Genomic DNA, 18,894 nt, shown 5'->3' with positions numbered 1-18,894 from the left:
TTCGGGGAGGTCCGTTCAGAGCCAGCCGCGGCGCTTGAAGATGGAATACAGCAGCCCGCTCAACCCGACCATCGCGAGCACCGCGAGCGGATAGCCCAGCGGCCAGCTGAGCTCCGGCATGTGCGTGAAGTTCATGCCGTAGATGCCGGCGATGAGCGTCGGCGCGAACAGGATCGCCGCCCAGGACGAGATCTTCTTGACCTCTTCGCCCTGCCGGTGGCTGGAGTGCGCGAGGCGTGTCATCTCCTCGTTCTGCCGCTCCGAGACCAGCGTGGAGTTCACCGTCAGGATGTCGCGCAGCAGGTAGCGGAAGCCGTCGACGCGCTCGTTCACCTGGGTGAGGTGGTCCGCGACGTCGCGGAGCCGGCGCTCCAGCTCCTGCGTCACCCCGTACTTGGTCGACCCTCGCTCGAGCGCGAGCATCACCGCCGAGAGCGGGTGCGTCGCCCGCTGGAAGTCGATGACCTCGCGCGACAGCTCGTAGATGCGCCGCGACACCAGAGCGTCGCCGCCGAACACCTGCGTCTCGATCTCGTCGATGTCGTTCGCGAGACCCGCGACGACCGGGCTGTACGCATCCACCACCGCGTCGATGATCGCGTAGAGGATCGCCTGCGGCCCGAGCGCCAGCAGCTCCGGCTCGCTCTCCATCCGCTGCCGGACGTGCGATAGGTCCGGGGACTCGCTATGGCGCACGGTGATCACGAAGTTCGGTCCGACGAAGAGGTGCAGCTCGCCGAAGTCGACCTCCTCAGGGACGTCGAGGTAGTTCGCCGCCTTGAGCACGACGAAGAGGACGGTGTCGTACCGCTCCAGCTTCGGACGCTGGTGGGCGACGATCGCGTCCTCGATCGCCAGCGGGTGGAGGTCGAACTCCTCCGAGAGCGACAGGAGCTCCTGCTCACTGGGCCGGTAGAGCCCGATCCAGGCGACGCCGCCCGGGGTGGCGGCGAGCGCCGTATAGGTGTCGGAGAGCGTCGTCGGCGAGGCGACCCGGACGCCGTGTGCGTAGATCGCGCTGTCCACCATGCTGCGGCGCCCCGGAGCCTGGTCGACCGGCTGCTGAGGGACGGAGGGCGACGGAGGCTCGACCCGCCGGGTGCGCGTCACGAAGGGCATGGGGATGCCGCGTCGGTTCAGGTTGGCCATCGGTCACCTCCGGGGATCTCGAGAGAGGAAGACGGCCCGCTGGGGCCACCTAACTGTACGCTCCCACCCCGGTGACGGCACTGAGGATGACCTGCTCGTAGTGACCGGTCAGCTCGCGGCAGATGACATCCCAGCTGCGGCCGAGCACCGCCCGTCGTCCGGCCTCCCCCATCCGTCGCCGGAAGGCGCCGTCGTGGACGAGCATCGAGACCGCCGCGCGCAGCGCCCGGTCGTCGGACGGAGGGAACAGCAGTCCGTCCACTCCGTGCTCGACGAGGTCGATCGGGCCGCCCGCGCGCGGCGCCACCACCGGCAGCCCCGAGGCGTGCGCCTCCTGCACGGTCTGGCCGAACGTCTCCTCGGATCCGGTGTGCGCGAAGACATCGAAGGCCGCATAGGCCGTGGCCAGGTCCTCTCCCCCGAGCCGGCCCAGCCAGTGCACGTTCAGTCCGCGGAGCTCGCGGGCGACCTGGTCGCGGGACGGCCCGTCGCCCACGATCGCGACGGAGAGCCCGCCGATGCCGCGCAGCGCGCGCAGCCGCTCCACTTGCTTTTCGGGAGCGATCCGCCCGACGTAGCCGACGACGGTCTCGCCGTCCGGCGAGAGCCGCTCCCGGAGTGCGGCAGCGGCCGGTGTCCTCCTCTTATTGGGGTGGTAGCGCTCGAGGTCGACACCCCGGCCCCAGCGGCCGACCCTGCTCACCCCTGCAGTCCGGAGGTCGTACTCGCTCGCGGCGGAGGGCGCCAGGGTGAGGTCGGCGCCCTCGTGCACCCACCGGACGTACTTCCAGGCGATGGCCGAAGTGACGCCGAGTCCGTTGCGCCGGGCGAAGCCGGCGACGTCGGTCTGGTAGATGGCGACGGAGGGCACGCCGAGCCGGTTCGCCGCCGCGATCGCCTGCGCCCCCAAGAAGAACGGCGAGGCGGCGTGCAGCACGTCCGGCCCGAACCCGGCGAGGATGCGCTGCACCTGCGGACTCGGCAGCCCGACCGGGAACTGCCGGTACGCGATCGACGGGACCTGGTGGATGCGGAAGCCGGCGTACTCGGCCGGCGCCCCCGCGTCCGGGCAGATCACGATCGCCTCGTGCCCGTGGGCCGCGAGGTGGTCGAGCACCCGCAGCACGCTCGTCGTGACCCCGTTGACTGTGGGGAGGAAGCTCTCGCTGACCACCGCGACCCGCATGGCCCTCACGCTACGAGCCGCCGGTGTCGCCACGATGAACGGCCGGTGTCCGGCACCGCTCGGTATCCTTTCGCCATGACTCAGCACCGCAGGATCACCCAGGGGCCGCCCATCGAACGCTTCTACAGCGTGATCCCGGCCGGCGGGATCGGTTCGCGGCTGTGGCCGCTGTCGCGCGCCGACGCGCCGAAGTTCCTCCACGACCTGACCGGTTCGGGGCAGACGCTGCTGCGGGACACCTGGGACCGGCTGGTGCCGCTGTCCGGCGAGCAGCGGATCATGGTCGTCACCGGGCGGGCGCACCGGCTCGCGGTCGAGCAGCAGCTCCCCGCGCTGGCCGACCCGAACGTCGTCCTGGAGTCCGAGCCGCGCGATTCGACCGCGGCCATCGGCCTGGCGGCCGCGATCCTGGAGCGCCGCGAGCCCGGCGTCATCATCGGCTCGTTCGCGGCCGACCATGTCATCAAGAACCTGCCGCTGTTCCAGTCCGCAGTGCGGGAGGCGGCGGCTGCGGCGGAAGCCGGTTACATCACGACGATCGGCATCCGGCCCACCGAGCCCGCGGTCGGATTCGGCTACATCCACTACGGGGACCGCCTCGAGGTCCCGGGCGCGCCGAGCGCCCTCGCGGTCGGCTCCTTCAAGGAGAAGCCGGACCTGGAGACCGCCGAGCGGTACCTCGAGAACGGCTCCTATCTGTGGAACGCCAGCATGTTCATCGCGCGCGCCGACCGGCTGCTGGAGGAGATCGGCCGGAACAAGCCGAAACTGCTGGCGGGGCTGCTCGAGCTGGCGGAGGCCTGGGACGACCCGGCGACGCGCGGGCCGGCGGTAGACCGCATCTGGCCGGCGCTGGAGAAGATAGCGATCGACTACACGGTCGCCGAGCCGGCCGCCGCGGCCGGACGGCTGGCGGTCATCCCCGGCTACTTCGACTGGGACGACGTCGGCGACTTCGCCTCACTGGCGAAGCTGAACTCCGGCGGACGCAAGTCGGATCTCGCCATCCTCGGTGAGAACGCCCGGGTGCTGTCCGACTCGTCCAGCGGGATCGTCGTCAGTCAGAGCAATCGCGTCATCAGCCTCATCGGGGTGAAGGACATCGTCGTCGTCGACACGCCCGACGCCCTCCTGGTCACGACGAGCGAGAACGCCCAGCGGGTGAAGTCGGTGGTGGACGCGCTGAAGATCACCGGCTCCACGGACGTCCTCTAGTCGACGACGGACGGGCCGTTCTGGATCTCCTGCACCAGCCGCGAGATCTCCTCCTGCGGCAGCTGGATGCCGGCGTCCGCGAGTCGCTGTTTGAGCAGCCGCTCGCTGTCCTCCGAGCCCCGCAACTGCATATCCGCCCGCACCTGCTCCACGATCCCGGCGACCTTCGACTCGTCGGTGGCGTCGGCACTTCCGTGCATGATCGGTTCGTCCTGTGTCATGGGGTGGACGGTACGCCGCAGCGCAGCCACCGTCGAGGCGGAGTTATCTCGACGTCGAGATAACTGAGGTCACCCTAAGAGGCGTCGGGGGCGGTCCCGGCATAGACTTGCGCTGCGCTCACCGCGCCCCGATGAAGCGAATCGCAACCAGGGAGGGTTGTCCCGTGTCAGACCAAGCGACAGGGACGCTGCAGCCGGCCAAGACCCGGCCCGGCGGCACACTGTACCGAGGCCGCGAGGGGATGTGGTCGTGGGTCCTCCACCGCATCACCGGCGTGGCCATCTTCTTCTTCCTTCTCGTCCACATCCTGGACACATCGCTCCTCCGCGTGAGCCCGGAGGCCTACAACGCGGTGATCGGCACCTACAAGAACCCGATCATGGGCTTCGGCGAGATGGCCCTGGTCGCGGCGATCATCTTCCATGCCTTCAACGGCATCCGGATCATCCTGATCGACTTCTGGAGCAAGGGCGTCAAGTACCAGAAGGTCATGATCTGGATCGTCATCGCCCTCTGGGTGATCCTCATGGCCGGCTTCGTCCCGACGCAGCTCATCCACATCTTCTCGGAGGTGAACTGACGTGACGACCATCGAAGCGCCGCGCACCCCCACCGCCCGCTCCTCCCGCGGCAAGAACTGGGAGAAGTGGGGCTGGATCTACATGCGGGCATCGGGCCTCGTGCTCGTGATCCTGATCTTCGGCCACCTGCTGATCAACCTCGTCCTCGGCGACGGCGTCAAGCAGATCGACTTCGCCTTCGTCGCCGGCAAGTACGCGACGCCGTTCTGGCAGGTCTGGGACCTCCTGATGCTCTGGCTCGCGCTCATCCACGGCGGCAACGGCATGCGGACGCTGGTGAACGACTACGCCTACAACCGGGTGGTCAACCTCATCCTCAAGTGGGCCATCCTGGCCGCCGTGGTCGTCCTCGTCGTGCTCGGCACGCTCGTGATCTTCACGTTCGACCCGTGCCCCGCCGGCGCGGCCGCCGCCGACCTGCCGTCCTTCTGCCCGGCGCACTGACCGGGCCGATCCCAGATCACCGCATCCTGAACCGCGAATCGACACGGAAAACCTGTGACAACAGAAGCCATTGAATCCACCGTCATCGACGGCGTCCACTACCACGAGTTCGACATCGTCATCGTCGGCGCCGGCGGCGCCGGGATGCGCGCGGCGATCGAGGCCGGCCCGCACGCCCGGACCGCCGTCATCTCGAAGCTCTACCCGACGCGTTCCCACACGGGTGCGGCGCAGGGCGGCATGGCCGCAGCGCTCGCCAACGTCGAGGAGGACAGCTGGGAGTGGCACACCTTCGACACGGTCAAGGGCGGCGACTACCTGGTCGACCAGGATGCGGCCGAGATCCTCGCCAAGGAGGCCATCGACGCGGTCATCGACCTCGAGAACATGGGCCTGCCGTTCAACCGCACCCCTGAGGGCAAGATCGACCAGCGCCGCTTTGGCGGCCACACCCGCGACCACGGCAAGGCGCCTGTGCGCCGCGCCTGCTACGCGGCCGACCGCACCGGCCACATGATCCTGCAGACGCTGTTCCAGAACTGCGTCAAGCTCGGCATCAACTTCTTCAACGAGTTCTACGTGCTCGACGTCATCATGACCGACGTGGACGGGGTCCCGCAGCCGGCCGGAGTCGTCGCCTACGAGCTGAGCACCGGCGAGCTGCACGTCTTCCACTCGAAGGCGATCATCTTCGCCACCGGCGGCTTCGGCAAGATCTTCAAGACCACCTCCAACGCCCACACCCTCACCGGCGACGGCGTCGGCATCATCTGGCGCAAGGGCCTGCCGCTGGAGGACATGGAGTTCTTCCAGTTCCACCCGACCGGCCTGGCCGGCCTCGGCATCCTCCTCACCGAGGGCGCCCGCGGCGAGGGAGCGATCCTGCGCAACGCCTCGGGCGAGCGATTCATGGAGCGCTACGCCCCGACGATCAAAGACCTCGCGCCGCGCGACATCGTCGCCCGGTGCATGGTGCAGGAGGTCGCGGAGGGCCGCGGAGCCGGTCCGCACAAGGACTACGTGCTCCTCGACTGCACCCACCTCGGCGCCGAGGTCCTCGAGACGAAGCTCCCGGACATCACCGAGTTCGCCCGCACCTACCTCGGCGTCGACCCCGTGGTCGAGCCGGTCCCGGTGATGCCGACGGCGCACTACGCCATGGGCGGCATCCCGACCAACACCGCGGCGGAGGTGCTGCGCGACAACACCACCGTCGTGCCGGGCCTCTACGCCGCCGGCGAGTGCGCCTGCGTCTCGGTGCACGGCTCCAATCGTCTGGGCACCAACTCGCTGCTCGACATCAACGTGTTCGGCAAGCGCGCGGGCAACAACGCAGTGGAGTTCGTCAAGACCGCCGAGTTCGTCCCGCTCCCCGAGAACCCTGCCGCCGCGGTCCGCGGCATGATCGACGAGCTGCGCACGTCGACCGGCACGGAGCGCATCGCGGCCATCCGCAAGGAGTTGCAGGACGAGATGGACCGGAACGCCCAGGTGTTCCGCACCGACGAGTCGCTCGCCCAGGTGACCGAGACCATCCACCAGCTCCGCGACCGGTACCGCAAGGTGCAGGTGCAGGACAAGGGCAAGCGCTACAACACCGATCTGCTGGAGGCCGTCGAGCTCGGCTTCCTGCTCGACCTCGCCGAGGTCGTCGTCTACTCCGCGCGCAACCGCAAGGAGTCCCGCGGCGGCCACATGCGCGACGACTTCCCGAAGCGCGACGACGAGAACTACATGAAGCACACGATGGCCTACCTCACCGGCGACCCGCACTCGTCGGATGCCGCAGACCACATCACGCTCGACTGGAAGCCCGTCGTGGTGACCCGCTACCAGCCGATGGAGAGGAAGTACTGATGTCGAACGCCGTCCTCGAGACTCCCCCGGCCCCCGAGGCCCCTGTGCAGTCGTTCACCGTCACGCTGATCATCCGCCGGTTCGACCCGGACCTGGACAGCGAGCCGCGCTGGCAGGACTTCGACGTCGAGCTGTACCCGACCGACCGCATCCTGGACGCCCTGCACAAGATCAAGTGGGAGCAGGACGGGTCGCTGACCTTCCGCCGCTCCTGCGCGCACGGCATCTGCGGCTCGGACGCGATGCGCATCAACGGCCGCAACCGCCTCGCCTGCAAGACGCTGATCAAGGACCTCGACATCTCGAAGCCGATCTACGTCGAGGCGATCAAGGGCCTGCCGCTCGAGAAGGACCTCATCGTCGACATGGAGCCGTTCTTCGAGAGCTACCGCGAGGTGCAGCCGTTCCTCGTCGCCAACTCCAAGCCCGAAAAGGGCAAGGAGCGCATCCAGTCGGTCGCCGACCGCGCCCGCTTCGACGACACCACGAAGTGCATCCTGTGCGCCGCGTGCACCTCGTCCTGCCCGGTGTTCTGGACCGACGGCCAGTACTTCGGACCGGCCGCGATCGTCAACGCGCACCGCTTCATCTTCGACTCGCGCGACGACAACGCAGCCGTGCGTCTCGACATCCTCAACGACAAGGAGGGCGTCTGGCGCTGCCGCACGACCTTCAACTGCACCGACGCCTGCCCCCGCGGCATCCAGGTCACGCAGGCGATCGCCGAGGTCAAGCAGGCGATCATGCGGGGCCGCCCCTGACCCTCGTCGCTATCCTGACCACATGGCCAGGAAGCCCCGACGCTCGGCTGCGGAGCCGGATCCGGCGCTTCAGCGCGCGCAAGGCACCGTCGAACCCGAGGAGACGCTCACCGAGCATCTCCTCGAACGTGCAGAGCCGCTGAAGGAGCGCCTGGAGCGGCCGGTCGCCCGGGTGTCGCGCTGGGCGAAATGGGTGCAGGCCCTCCGGCCGTACCGGGTCTACATCAACTACTCGCACTCGGACGGCAATCTGCGCGCCGCGGGGATGGGCTATCAGTCCCTGTTCGCGGTCTTCGCGGCCGTGTGGGTGGGGTTCTCGATCTCCAGCGTCTGGCTCTCCGGGAACGACCAGGTGTTCGACGCCCTCGTCGCACTGCTGAACCGTACGGTGCCCGGCCTCATCGCCACCCCGTCGACGCCAGGGGTGATTCCGGAGACCCAGCTGCAGAGCGCGACATCGTTCGGCTGGACGGGCGTCATCGCGGCGATCGGCCTGATCTGGACCGCGATCGGCTGGCTCTTCTACACGCGCCAGGCCGTGCGCGCCGTCTTCGGCCTCAGCCGCGACGCGACCAACTACGTGCTGCAGAAGATCCGCGACCTCGGGCTCGCGCTGATCTTCGGCGCCCTCTTCATCGTCTCGGCGGTGCTGACCATCCTGAGCACGCAGACGCTGACGCTGCTGCTCGATTGGATGGGCGTCAGCTCCGACTCGTTCTGGACGAACGCCGTCGCCCGCTTCTCGGGCCTGGTGGTGTCCGTGCTCCTCAACCTGGTCACCCTCGGTGCGATGTTCCGGGTGATGTCGCGCGTCGCCATACCGTGGCGCAACCTGTTCTTCGGAGTCCTGCTCGGTTCGCTCGTGCTGGCGGGGCTCAGCGTGCTGAGCGGCCTCCTCTTCGGCTCGTCGAAGAACCCCCTCCTCGCCACGTTCGCGGTGTTCGTCGGTCTGCTGCTGTGGTTCAACCTGATCTCGCGGGTGATCTTGCTGTCGGCCTCGTGGATCGCAATCGGCATGTTCGACCGCGGTCTCTCACCGCGCCGGGTCACGCCCGAGCAGGAGGCCGCGGAGCGGGCCGCGGCGGAGCACCAGGCCAGGGAGCTGGTCGCCCGCGCCGAGCTGCAGGAGGCGCAGGACGACCTGAGCCGGGCAGGCTGGCTGAGCCGGCTTCCGGCGCAGCGGAGGGTGGCCAAGGCCGAGCAGCAGCTCAACGATGTGCTGGACGAGGGCGCTGTCGGCCGCCCCCGGTAGGCTGGAGGCATGCCCTCGAGTCCCGTGCGCATCGCCACGATCAACGCCAACGGAATCCGCGCCGCCTTCCGCAAGGGCATGAGTTCCTGGCTCGATGGGCGCGACGTCGACATCCTCGCGATCCAGGAGGTCCGCGCCTCGACCGAAGACCTGCAGGGGCTCCTCGGCGACGACTGGGATGTGGTGCACGACCCGGCAACGGCCAAGGGCCGAGCGGGTGTCGCGATCGCCAGCCGGCATCGGGCAGCCATCCACCGGGTCGAGCTAGGCCCGACCGACTTCGACAGCGCCGGCCGGTGGCTGGAGGCCGACTACGAGGTCGACGGGACGGTGCTCACGGTCGTCAGCGCCTACGTCCACTCGGGCGAGGCCGACACCGAGAAGCAGGTAGAGAAGTACCGCTTCCTCGACGCGATGGAGGCGCGGCTGCCCGAGCTGCAGAAGCACAACGAGCTGGCCGTGGTGATGGGCGACCTCAACGTCGGCCATCGCACGCTCGACATCCGCAACTGGAAGGGCAACGTCAAGCGCGCCGGCTTCCTGCCGGACGAGCGCGCCTACTTCGACCGAATCGTAGGAGCCGAGGGCGACGCGGCCTACAACGACGGAGCCGGCCTCGGCTGGGTCGACGTCGTCCGCAAGCACGCCGGCGAGGTCGACGGGCCGTACACGTGGTGGTCGTGGCGCGGCAAGGCGTTCGACAACGACACGGGCTGGCGGATCGACTACCAGCTCGCCACTCCCGCCCTCGCGGCACGAGTGAAGGACGTCGCGGTGGACCGCGCGGCCGCCTACGACGAGCGATGGTCCGACCACACCCCCGTGGTCGTCGACTACGCGCTCTGACGGCCTGCGCATCCACTCCCCCACACTCTCGAAAGCAGAATCATGACCAACCTCCCCCGCCTCTACTCGGGCATGCAGCCCTCGGCCGACTCGCTCCACCTCGGCAACTACATCGGCGCGCTCCTGCAGTGGAAAGAACTGCAGAGCACGCACGACGCGTTCTTCTCCGTCGTCGACCTGCACGCGATCACCGTCGCGCAAGATCCGGCCGAGCTCCGCGAGAAGACCCGGCGTACCGCCGCGCAGTACATCGCCGCCGGCATCGACCCGTCCGCCTCCACGCTCTACGTGCAGTCGCACGTCCCCGCGCACGCGCAGCTGGCCTGGGTGCTCAACACGATCACCGGATTCGGCGAGGCGTCGCGCATGACCCAGTTCAAGGACAAGTCGGCGAGGCAGGGCGCTGAGGCGACCTCAGTCGGGCTGTTCGCCTACCCGGTGCTGATGGCCGCCGACATCCTGCTGTACGACGCCGAGGTGGTCCCGGTCGGCGACGACCAGCGGCAGCACGTGGAGCTGACGCGCGACCTGGCCGAGCGTTTCAACAGCCGCTACGGGGACACGTTCGTCGTCCCCCAGGCGATGATCCTGAAGGAGAGCGCACGCATCTACGACCTCCAGAATCCGGAGTCGAAGATGTCGAAGTCGGCCGAGTCCGGTTCGGGCATCGTGTGGCTGCTCGACGAGCCCGAGGTCACGCGCAAGAAGATCATGCGGGCGGTCACCGACACCGACGGCGTGGTGTCGTTCGACCGCCAGGGCAAGCCCGGCATCTCCAACCTCCTGGTCATCTACTCCGCGCTCAGCGGCCGGTCGATCGAGTCGATCGAGCTGGAGTACGAGGGCACGGGCTACGGCGACTTCAAGAAGGGCCTCGTAGAGGTGGTTGTCGACGAGTTCGCGCCGGTCCGCCAACGGGCGCTCGACCTTTTCGCCGACCCCGGCGAGCTCGACAGGATCCTGGCCGCCAACGCCGACCGCGCCAGCGAGATCGCCGAGAGCACGCTGGCGAAGGTCTACGACCGCGTGGGCTTCCTCCGCCGGAGCCGCTGATGCCGCAGCCGGTCACCCTGACGAGCACGCGGGTGACGCTGTCCGTGCCCGCTGAGGCGGACATCGACCGCATCGCCGAGGTGTGCGCCGACCCGGCGATCGCCCGCTGGACGACCGTGCCGTCGCCGTACCGCCGGGAGCACGCGGTCGGGTTCGTGACGAAGGTCGTGCCCGACGGCTGGGCGAGCGGCCGGGTCTGCACGTGGGCCGTCCGGGCCGACGGCGTCCTGGTCGGAATGGTCAGCATCGGCGACATCCGCGAGCGGCAGGGCGAGATCGGCTACTGGATGGCCCCGGAGGCCCGCGGAAGGGGCCACATGTCGGAGGCCGTGCGGCTCGCTGTGGACTACGGCTTCGGCGCCGCACCGAACGGCCTCGCCCTCACCCGGATGGTGTGGCGAGCGCTGGTGGGCAACGCGGCCAGCGCAGCCGTCGCCCGCCGCACGGGCTTCCGCTGGGAGGGCGTCGTGCCGCAGGGAGCCGAGCAGCGCGGTGAGCGCCTCGATGAGTGGAGGGGCACACTGCTGCGAGACGACCCACGCAGTCCGGCGGACGGCTGGCCGCACAGCACTTTCGTCCACACGGAGCCGTGAGCATGCCCCGCGTCGTGCTGTTCGACCTCGACGACACCCTGTTCGCGCACCGGGCGGCCGTCGAAGTCGGCATCCTCCGCTATGCCGAGGCGCTCGGCGCTCCCTACGGGGCCCTGGAGGCCGACGAGGTCGTGACGATCTGGCACGACCTCGAAGAGGAGCACTACCACTCCTACCTTGCCGGCGAACTCGATTTCGAGGGCCAGCGGCAGGCTCGCGCCCGCGACTTCGCCGCCCGTCACGGCGTCGCCCTGAGCGCGGAGCAGGCGAGCGCCTGGTTCGCCGACTACTTCGAGCACTACGTCGCGGCCTGGTCACTGCACGACGATGCACTTCCGGCGCTGGATGCTCTGGTGCGCACCCTCCCGGGCGTGCGCTTCGGGCTGATCACCAACGGCGACCTGGCCTTCCAGCGGCGCAAGGTGGAGGCCGTCGGCCTGGATGCCCGCATCGAGCGCCTGATCGCCTCCGGCGAGCTGGGCGTCGTGAAGCCGGACGCGGCGATCTTCCACGCAGCCTGCGAGCTCTACGGCATCGAGCCGAGCGAGGCCGCGTACGTCGGCGATCGGCTGCGTACGGACGCCATCGGCGCCGCCCGCGCCGGGCTCACCGGAGTCTGGCTCAACCGGCGCGACGCGATCCCGTCGCCCGAGGACGAGCGCGACGCCCTCGACGCGGGCGTCCGCACCATCCGCTCCCTCACCGAGCTCGCGCCCCTCCTCGCCTGATCCCACCATCTGTGGGGCGCAACACGCCGCTATCGCCGCGCGATAGCGGCGTGTTGCGCCCCATGGATGCGCCCGGAACGGCGAAGCGCCGCCCGGCGTGAGCCGGACGGCGCTTCGAGGTGGGGCAGGTCAGGCGTTGCGCACGTCGTCGTCGACCCAGTCGAACGTCTTCGTGACGGCCTTCTTCCAGAGGCGCAGCTGACGCTCGCGCTCCTCCGGCTCCATGTTCGGGGTCCAGCGGCTGTCCTCCTGCCAGTTCTTGCGCAGGTCGTCCAGGTCCGCCCAGAACCCGGTGGCGAGACCTGCCGCGTAGGCGGCGCCCAGGGCGGTCGTCTCGGCGACGACCGGCCGGACGACCGGCACGCCGAGGATGTCCGCCTGGAACTGCATGAGCAGGTTGTTGGCGATCATGCCGCCGTCGACCTTGAGCTCCTGCAGGTCCACACCGGAGTCGGCGTTGACCGCATCCAGCACCTCGCGGGTCTGGAACGCCGTGGCCTCCAGCACCGCGCGGGCGATGTGACCCTTGTTGACGTACCGGGTGAGGCCGACGAGCGCGCCGCGCGCGTCCGCCCGCCAGTACGGCGCGAACAGCCCGGAGAACGCCGGCACGAAGTAGGCGCCGCCGTTGTCGTCGACCGTCTTGGCGAGCTCCTCGATCTCCGGTGCGCTGGAGATGATGCCGAGGTTGTCGCGCAGCCACTGCACCAGCGAGCCGGTGACGGCGATGGAGCCCTCCAGCGCGTAGTGCGGAGCGGCGTCGCCGAGCTTGTAGCCCAGCGTCGTCAGCAGACCGTTCTTCGAGTGGACGATCTCCTCACCCGTGTTGAAGATGAGGAAGTTGCCCGTACCGTAGGTGTTCTTGGACTCGCCGGGATCGAACGCGGCCTGGCCGAACGTCGCGGCCTGCTGGTCGCCGAGGATGCCCGCGACCGGGACCTCTCGCAGCAGGCTGGAGGACTCGACCGTCCCGTAGATCTCGGAGGAGCTCTTGATCTCCGGCAGCATCGACTTGGGAACGCCGAACACCTCGAGGATGTCGTCCCGCCAGGTGAGCGTCTCCAGGTCCATGAACAGGGTGCGGGAGGCGTTGGTCACGTCGGTGGCGTGCACGCCGCCGTCCGTGCCGCCGGTCAGGTTCCAGAGCACCCAGCTGTCGGTCGTGCCGAACAGCAGGTCGCCGGCCTCCGCCCGCTCGCGGGCCCCTTCGACGTTCTCCAGGATCCAGACGATCTTGGTGCCGGAGAAGTAGGTCGCCAGCGGGAGGCCGACGATCTGCTTGAACCGCTCGGTGCCGCCGTCGGCCGCCAGGCGGTCCACGATCGGCTGCGTGCGCGTGTCCTGCCAGACGATCGCGTTGTAGACGGGCTCGCCCGTGTTCTTGTCCCACACGACGGCGGTCTCGCGCTGGTTGGTGATGCCCACGGCGGCGATGTCGTGGCGCGTGAGGTCCGCCTTGGAGAGCGCCAGGCCGATGACCTCGCGCGCGTTGTTCCAGATCTCGATCGGGTTGTGCTCGACCCAGCCGGCCTTCGGGAAGATCTGCTCGTGCTCGAGCTGCCCGCTCGAGACGATCGAGCCGCTCTTGTCGAAGATGATCGCTCGGGTGCTGGTCGTGCCCTGGTCGATGGCGACGACGTAGTCGGCCATAGGTGACTCCTTTGTTCTGTGGGGGTGGAGCAGGAGGGGCCGGCCGGTTTCCCGGCCGGCCCCCGGGTCTTACTTGATGATCGGGAGGAGGAGCAGCGCCAGCCATCCGGCGATCAGGCCGCCGATGACGGGGCCGACGACCGGAACCCAGGAGTACGACCAGTCGCTCGTGCCCTTGCCGCGGATCGGCAGGATCGCGTGCGCGATGCGGGGGCCGAGGTCACGGGCAGGGTTGATGGCGTAGCCGGTCGGACCACCGAGGCTCGCACCGATGCCGATCACCAGGAGGGCGACGGGGAGAGCGCCGAGGGCCGCGAGGCCGGGAGCCTGACCGGGCTGGTGTCCGAAGGCGATCACCACGAACACCAGCACGAAGGTGCCGATGATCTCGGTGACGAGGTTCCAGGCGTAGCTGCGGATGGCCGGGCCGGTCGAGAAGACGCCCAGCTTGTTCGCCGGGTCCGGCTCCTCGTCGAAGTGGTTCTTGTACGCGAGCCAGGTCAGCACGGCGCCGATGATGGCACCGATCAGCTGGGCCAGGATGTACAGGAGCACCGTGATGAAATTGACCGGCACCAGGGTGTGCGCGGCGGCGCTGCCGAACGTCTTGGCGTTGTTCGCCACGAGGCCGAGCGTCACAGCCGGGTTCAGGTGCGCGCCGGAGTTGTAGGCGACGACCACACCGGAGAACACCGCGATGCCCCAGCCGATGTTCACCATCAGGAACCCGCCGTTGAAGCCTTTGTTCTTGATGAGGGCGACGTTCGCCACGACACCGGTTCCGAGGAGGACCAGCATCGCTGTGCCCACCAACTCAGACAGGAAATCTACACCGATATTGTCCACGTTGACCTTCCAGTTGTTCAGTTGACCCGCACCCTGTTGTGCGTTGTGGGGTGGATCTCGTCAGGGTGGGCAGGAAAACGCTATTGCGGTCATGCTCACCTTGACAAGAACCGTGCAATGCACGTTCGTGCATTTATCGAACAGCTGCGGCTTCGCTCCCGTCTCCCGACTTGAGCTGCACCCGGTGGGCGTCGGCGAGGTCCGCTACGAACGAATCTTCCTCCTCCGTGCGCCGATTTGGCGACCATCCCAGCGCGTTTGCCGTGATTGCGCCGATCTCGTGCACGAGCGGGAGGCTGACCGCTCCGGTGAAGGCGAGGCTGGTGCGCCGCAGGAAGATGTCCGACAGGTGCACGACGTGCTCGTTCCGGACCAGGTGGTCGATCTCGGCGTGAGAGTAGGTGGGCGCTGCAGCGAGCGGCGCATCCTCCCCGTCCCAGCCGGCGATCGCATCGATGACGAAGGCGGCCTTGGTGCCGTAGCGGTGCAGCAGCGTCGTTGCGCGCTCGACGCCGACATCCGCGCCGTAGCGGGCGATCCAGTCGCGCTCCGCCTGCGGCGTGGTCGGGAACCCGGCGCCTCCGCCGATCGGGAGCCCCAGCGTCTGAACGGTGCGCTCGGCGCCGAGCGCCTGCAGCGTCTCGTTCGCGAGGTGCTCGCTGAGGGCGCGGAACGTGGTCCACTTGCCGCCAACGAGACTCAACACGGTGGTGTCGCCGAGGCCGGCGACCGTGCCCGGAACGATCCGGTAGTCGCGGGAGACGAATCCGGGCGCGGTGTCGTCGTGGTGGGGCAGCGGACGAACGCCCGAGAACGTGTAGACGATCTGTTCCCGGGTGACCGGGATCGTTGGGAAAACGTGCGAGACGAGTTCGATGAAGTAGTCGATCTCATCCTCGGTGATCACCGCGCGCTCCGACATGTCCGCCTCGAGGTCGGTGGTGCCGACCATCACCCGGCCCTTGAGAGGGTAGATCAGCACGATGCGACCGTCGTTGTTCTCGAAGAACATCTCGCGGCCGGCGCAGGCCTCGAGCAGCTCCGGGTTGTCCAGCACGATGTGGGAGCCCTTGGTCCCTCCCATGTACCGGGTCCCCTGGCCGAGCGCCTCATTGGTGAGGTCCGTCCAGGGTCCGGAGGCGTTCACGACCACGTCGGCGGTGATGGTGAACTCCGTGCCCGTCTCGCGGTCGCGGACCAGCACGCCTCCGTAGCGGGCGCCGATGGCCTCCACGTAGTTGACGGCACGGGCGTGCGGACCGGCGGCGAGTCCGTCGGCGAGCACGTCGAGCGCCAGCCGCTCGGGATCGTGGACGGAGGCGTCGAAGTAGGTGGCGGTGTACTTGAGGCCGGGGTTGAGCGCGGGCAGCGCCTCCAGCGACTTCTTCCGGCCGTGGAAGCTGTGCCGGGGCACCGAGCCTCCGTCACGAGAGAAGGAGTCGTAGATCGTCAGGCCGGTCTTGATGAGGAACGCGCCTCGCTCCTTCGGCTTGCCCTGCTTGTGGGTGAGGAAGCGGAGCGGGGCGGCGAGGATGCCCGAGAACGTGGAGAAGATCGGAATGGTCGTCTCCAGCGGCTTCACGTAGTGCGGCGCGATCTTGAGGAGGCCGTTGCGCTCGGTCACCGACTCCTTGACGAGCCGGAACTCCCCGTTCTCGAGGTAGCGGATGCCGCCGTGGATCATGTGGCTGGAGGCGGCGGAGGCGCCCGACACGAAGTCGTTGCGCTCGACGAGGACGACGTCGACGCCCTGGAGCGCGAGGTCGCGGAAGGTTCCGAGCCCGTTGATGCCGCCGCCGACGACGAGCACCTGTGCTCGCGGGCGTTCGGCCAGGCGCTGGACCTCGGTGCGGGTGTTCGACGACGTCGTCACGATCTTCTCCTGTTGCTTCTGACGTGAAGGTGCTGTGCAGCTATAGTCTTCGGTGGCAGCACAACTTCGATCAAGCCGGATGCACATACGTGCAGCGCCTCGATCGCCCCGAGAACGCCGCCCCAGCGAAGAAGGCCCCGAATGCCCCAGCCCGACACCGAGCACCTGCCCGACAAGGTCCGCGACGCCCTCAAGGCGGGTCACCTCTACTACATGCAGGACCTGACGATGGAGGCCATCGCGCACGAGATGCACACGTCGCGCTCCAGCGTCTCGCGGCTGCTCAGCTACGCCCGCTCGTCCGGCCTGGTCACCATCCAGATCGCCGAACCGCACGAAGGTGCATCGCGCATCCAGCAGGCGATCCACGAACGGTACGGCATCGCCGCGCACATCGTGCCGATGCCGAGCGCGATCAGCGACGTCGACCGGCTGGAGCGCGTGGCGATCTCCGCCGCGCGCATCCTCGACCGCTTCATCGACTCCAACCAGACCGTCGGCGTCGCCTGGGGTTCGACGATGAGCGCACTCAGCCGCCACCTCATTCCGAAGGAGCTGCACAACGTCGAGTTCGTGCAGCTCAACGGCGCGGGCAACACCTACACGACCGGTGTGCTGTACGCGTCCGAGATCCTCCGCCGCTTCGGCGACACCTACTCCGGCACCATCCAGGAGTTCCCCGTTCCTGCGCTCTTCGACGACCCGGAGACCAAGAACGCCATGTGGCGGGAGCGCAGCACGCGCCGCATCCTCGACATCCAGGAGCGGATGGATGTGGCCCTGTTCGGCCTCGGCTCCCCCTTCTCGGAGGTGCGCTCGCACGTCTACGCCGGCGGCTACCTCGACCAGGCGGACTACACCTCGCTCGACGAGTCGGGCGTGGTGGGCGACGTGGCGACCGTCTTCTTCCGCGAGGACGGCAGCCACCACGGCATCGCGCTCAATGAGCGGGCCAGCGGTCCGGACATCGACCTGATCAAGCGCGTGCCGCGCCGGGTCTGCATCGTCTCCGGCCCCTCCAAGGTGCACAGCCTGCGCGGCGCACTGGCCGCCGGGCTGATCACGGACCTCATCGTCGACGAGGGCACCGCGCGGGCGCTGGTCCAGCTGACGCAGCCGGTCAGCCCGGTCGAGCCGTCGCCGTCCGGCGCGCTCCACGCGGTGACCGACGACGAGGCCGTCACCGCCGCGTAGCCCGCCGCAGACCGTCCGCAGGCAATCCGCAGACCGTCACCGCCCACGTAACGGGAGGCCGCATCCGCCCCAGGGAATAGGCGGCGGCGCCGCGCGTTGATACCCTCGACAACGAAATACGTGCTCCGGGGTCGGTGAGAGTCCGAACCGGCGGTGACAGTCCGCGAGCGGGACGCCCAGGCGTCCTGCTGAGCCGGTGGAATTCCGGCACCGACGGTAATGCGTGCAGGTGAGAGCCTGCCGCTCAGTCCGGATGGGAGGAAGCACGGTGGGCAGCCCGCATGGGCTGGCGCCCACGCGACCCCGGTGACACGTCTCCAGTGAGAGACAGGATGGCAACGGGATGACGTGGGAAGCCCCCATGCGCACGGCGCTCGAGCTCGCCGCGAACGGCCCAGCCCGGGGCCTGAATCCGCGCGTCGGCTGCGTGCTCCTCGACGCAGAGGGGAACATCCTGGCCGAGGGCTGGCACCGCGGTGTCGGCACCCCGCACGCCGAGGTGGACGCGCTGAGCAAGCTGCCGGAGGGCGGCGCCCGCGGCGCGACCGCGGTCGTGACGCTGGAGCCCTGCAACCACTGGGGCCACACCGGCCCCTGCTCCGAGGCCCTGATCGCCGCGGGCGTCTCCCGTGTCGTCTACGGCACGGACGACCCCGGTCACCACTCCGGCGGAGGCGCCGAGCGCCTCAGCGAGGCCGGCGTCGAGGTCATCGGCGGGGTCCTGCGCGACGAGATCGACGCGTTCCTCGGCGACTGGCTGACCACGGCCCGGCTGGGCCGGCCCTACATCGTCGTCAAGTGGGCGAGCAGCCTGGACGGCCGTGCGGCCGCCGCTGACGGCACGAGCCGCTGGATCACCGGAGCGGCCGCCCGGCAGCGCGTGCACGAGCAGCGCGAGGCCTCCGATGCGATCGTCGTCGGGACCGGAACCGTGCTCGCCGACGACCCCAGTCTGACCGCACGTGGGGACGCCGGCGAGCTGATGGGCACGCAGCCGACGCCTGTCGTCATCGGCACCCGGGCCATCCCGAAGGATGCCGCGGTGTTCCGCCACCCCAACCCGGTGATCTTCGAGGGGACGCACGACCTCACCGAGGTGGTCGCCGACCTGCACCAGCGCGGCTTCCGCCGCATCTACGTGGAGGGCGGCCCCACCCTGGCGAGCGCGTTCGTCGCGGCCGGCCTCGTGGACGAATACGCGATCTATCTCGCGCCCACATTGCTGGGCGGCCCGCGGCTCGCACTCGGCGATATCGGCGTCGAGAACATCGGCGAGCAGCGGAGGCTGCGCATCCTCGACGTCGAACGGCTCGGCGGCGACCTCCTCCTCCGCGCCGTCCCCGTTCCCGACGGCGCCACCCGTACCGTGGGCGACCCCGTCGACGTCCGGGGCGCCGACATCTTCCCGCAGACCCCGACCCCGACCCGCACCCAGGAGGGCTGA

18 protein-coding genes and 1 riboswitch are annotated in these 18,894 nt (G+C 68.9%); of the genes, 12 read left to right on the top strand and 6 right to left on the bottom strand.

The features are described 5' to 3' along the window. Nucleotides 1-15 precede the first annotated feature (15 nt). Both SB754_RS02670 and SB754_RS02665 read right to left on the bottom strand, forming a co-directional pair. Complete coding sequence (locus tag SB754_RS02670; RefSeq protein ID WP_410780806.1) at nucleotides 16-1,149, bottom strand: magnesium and cobalt transport protein CorA; 1,134 nt, start codon at nucleotides 1,147-1,149, stop codon at nucleotides 16-18. A gap of 49 nt (nucleotides 1,150-1,198) precedes the next feature. After that, nucleotides 1,199-2,335 (bottom strand): glycosyltransferase family 4 protein, encoded by a 1,137-nt coding sequence (locus tag SB754_RS02665; RefSeq protein WP_410780805.1) that lies wholly within the window; start codon nucleotides 2,333-2,335, stop codon nucleotides 1,199-1,201. A 75-nt stretch (nucleotides 2,336-2,410) separates the two neighbouring features. Between SB754_RS02665 and SB754_RS02660 the strand changes: the two genes are divergently transcribed. Further along, on the top strand, nucleotides 2,411-3,550 hold the full coding sequence (locus SB754_RS02660) for a mannose-1-phosphate guanylyltransferase (protein WP_410780804.1): 1,140 nt from the start codon (nucleotides 2,411-2,413) through the stop codon (nucleotides 3,548-3,550). Here the strand turns inward: SB754_RS02660 and SB754_RS02655 are convergent. Continuing rightward, nucleotides 3,547-3,771: a hypothetical protein gene (locus SB754_RS02655; RefSeq protein ID WP_410780803.1), complete on the bottom strand. Its 225-nt coding sequence runs from the start codon at nucleotides 3,769-3,771 to the stop codon at nucleotides 3,547-3,549. The two genes, SB754_RS02660 and SB754_RS02655, sit on opposite strands and share 4 nt — an antisense overlap. Nucleotides 3,772-3,935: 164 nt before the next feature. Here SB754_RS02655 and sdhC point away from each other — a divergent pair, with 164 nt between their 5' ends. From sdhC to SB754_RS02610, 9 genes are read left to right on the top strand one after another with little or no spacing between them, the layout of a single operon-like run. Then, nucleotides 3,936-4,352, top strand: coding sequence for a succinate dehydrogenase, cytochrome b556 subunit (gene sdhC, locus SB754_RS02650; protein WP_410780802.1), 417 nt, complete (start codon nucleotides 3,936-3,938; stop codon nucleotides 4,350-4,352). Nucleotide 4,353: 1 nt separating this feature from the next. Beyond that, on the top strand, nucleotides 4,354-4,797 hold the full coding sequence (locus SB754_RS02645; protein WP_410780801.1) for a succinate dehydrogenase hydrophobic membrane anchor subunit: 444 nt from the start codon (nucleotides 4,354-4,356) through the stop codon (nucleotides 4,795-4,797). A 54-nt stretch (nucleotides 4,798-4,851) separates the two neighbouring features. Beyond that, nucleotides 4,852-6,654, top strand: coding sequence for a succinate dehydrogenase flavoprotein subunit (sdhA, locus tag SB754_RS02640; protein WP_410780800.1), 1,803 nt, complete (start codon nucleotides 4,852-4,854; stop codon nucleotides 6,652-6,654). Further along, nucleotides 6,654-7,415: a succinate dehydrogenase iron-sulfur subunit gene (locus SB754_RS02635; protein ID WP_410780799.1), complete on the top strand. Its 762-nt coding sequence runs from the start codon at nucleotides 6,654-6,656 to the stop codon at nucleotides 7,413-7,415. Before sdhA ends, SB754_RS02635 begins: the two co-directional genes overlap by 1 nt. A 22-nt stretch (nucleotides 7,416-7,437) precedes the next feature. Then, nucleotides 7,438-8,667, top strand: a complete 1,230-nt coding sequence (locus SB754_RS02630) for a YihY/virulence factor BrkB family protein (RefSeq protein WP_410780798.1) — start codon at nucleotides 7,438-7,440, stop codon at nucleotides 8,665-8,667. Between the two features lie 9 nt (nucleotides 8,668-8,676). After that, on the top strand, nucleotides 8,677-9,513 hold the full coding sequence (locus SB754_RS02625; RefSeq protein ID WP_410780797.1) for an exodeoxyribonuclease III: 837 nt from the start codon (nucleotides 8,677-8,679) through the stop codon (nucleotides 9,511-9,513). Nucleotides 9,514-9,555: 42 nt separating this feature from the next. Further along, entirely contained in the window at nucleotides 9,556-10,566 is a 1,011-nt protein-coding gene (gene trpS / locus SB754_RS02620; RefSeq protein ID WP_410780796.1) for a tryptophan--tRNA ligase, read from the top strand. Next, nucleotides 10,566-11,159 carry a GNAT family N-acetyltransferase gene (locus SB754_RS02615; RefSeq protein ID WP_410780795.1) on the top strand — a complete coding sequence of 198 codons (594 nt, stop codon included), beginning with the start codon at nucleotides 10,566-10,568 and terminating at the stop codon, nucleotides 11,157-11,159. Before trpS ends, SB754_RS02615 begins: the two co-directional genes overlap by 1 nt. A gap of 2 nt (nucleotides 11,160-11,161) precedes the next feature. Next, on the top strand, nucleotides 11,162-11,887 hold the full coding sequence (locus SB754_RS02610; RefSeq protein WP_410783246.1) for an HAD family hydrolase: 726 nt from the start codon (nucleotides 11,162-11,164) through the stop codon (nucleotides 11,885-11,887). 129 nt (nucleotides 11,888-12,016) lie between these two features. Here the strand turns inward: SB754_RS02610 and glpK are convergent, their stop codons facing one another. The 3 genes from glpK to SB754_RS02595 all read right to left on the bottom strand — a co-directional run bounded on the left by glpK (nucleotide 12,017) and on the right by SB754_RS02595 (nucleotide 16,256). Then, nucleotides 12,017-13,537, bottom strand: a complete 1,521-nt coding sequence (glpK, locus tag SB754_RS02605; protein ID WP_410780794.1) for a glycerol kinase GlpK — start codon at nucleotides 13,535-13,537, stop codon at nucleotides 12,017-12,019. Nucleotides 13,538-13,606: 69 nt separating this feature from the next. Continuing rightward, nucleotides 13,607-14,383 carry an MIP/aquaporin family protein gene (locus tag SB754_RS02600; RefSeq protein ID WP_410780793.1) on the bottom strand — a complete coding sequence of 259 codons (777 nt, stop codon included), beginning with the start codon at nucleotides 14,381-14,383 and terminating at the stop codon, nucleotides 13,607-13,609. A gap of 133 nt (nucleotides 14,384-14,516) precedes the next feature. Next, nucleotides 14,517-16,256, bottom strand: a complete 1,740-nt coding sequence (locus tag SB754_RS02595; protein WP_410780792.1) for an FAD-dependent oxidoreductase — start codon at nucleotides 16,254-16,256, stop codon at nucleotides 14,517-14,519. 141 nt (nucleotides 16,257-16,397) lie between these two features. Here SB754_RS02595 and SB754_RS02590 point away from each other — a divergent pair, with 141 nt between their 5' ends. Both SB754_RS02590 and ribD read left to right on the top strand, forming a co-directional pair. Further along, nucleotides 16,398-17,450: a sugar-binding transcriptional regulator gene (locus tag SB754_RS02590; RefSeq protein WP_410780791.1), complete on the top strand. Its 1,053-nt coding sequence runs from the start codon at nucleotides 16,398-16,400 to the stop codon at nucleotides 17,448-17,450. 116 nt (nucleotides 17,451-17,566) lie between these two features. Beyond that, nucleotides 17,567-17,721: riboswitch (FMN riboswitch) on the top strand. Between the two features lie 72 nt (nucleotides 17,722-17,793). Continuing rightward, on the top strand, nucleotides 17,794-18,894 hold the full coding sequence (gene ribD / locus SB754_RS02585) for a bifunctional diaminohydroxyphosphoribosylaminopyrimidine deaminase/5-amino-6-(5-phosphoribosylamino)uracil reductase RibD (RefSeq protein WP_410780790.1): 1,101 nt from the start codon (nucleotides 17,794-17,796) through the stop codon (nucleotides 18,892-18,894).

The sequence above is a fragment of the Leifsonia sp. SIMBA_070 genome, assembly GCF_046534635.1.
GTDB lineage: Bacteria > Actinomycetota > Actinomycetes > Actinomycetales > Microbacteriaceae > Leifsonia.
Note: the sequence above shows the minus strand (reverse complement) of the source record. Positions and strands in the feature narration are given on the sequence as shown.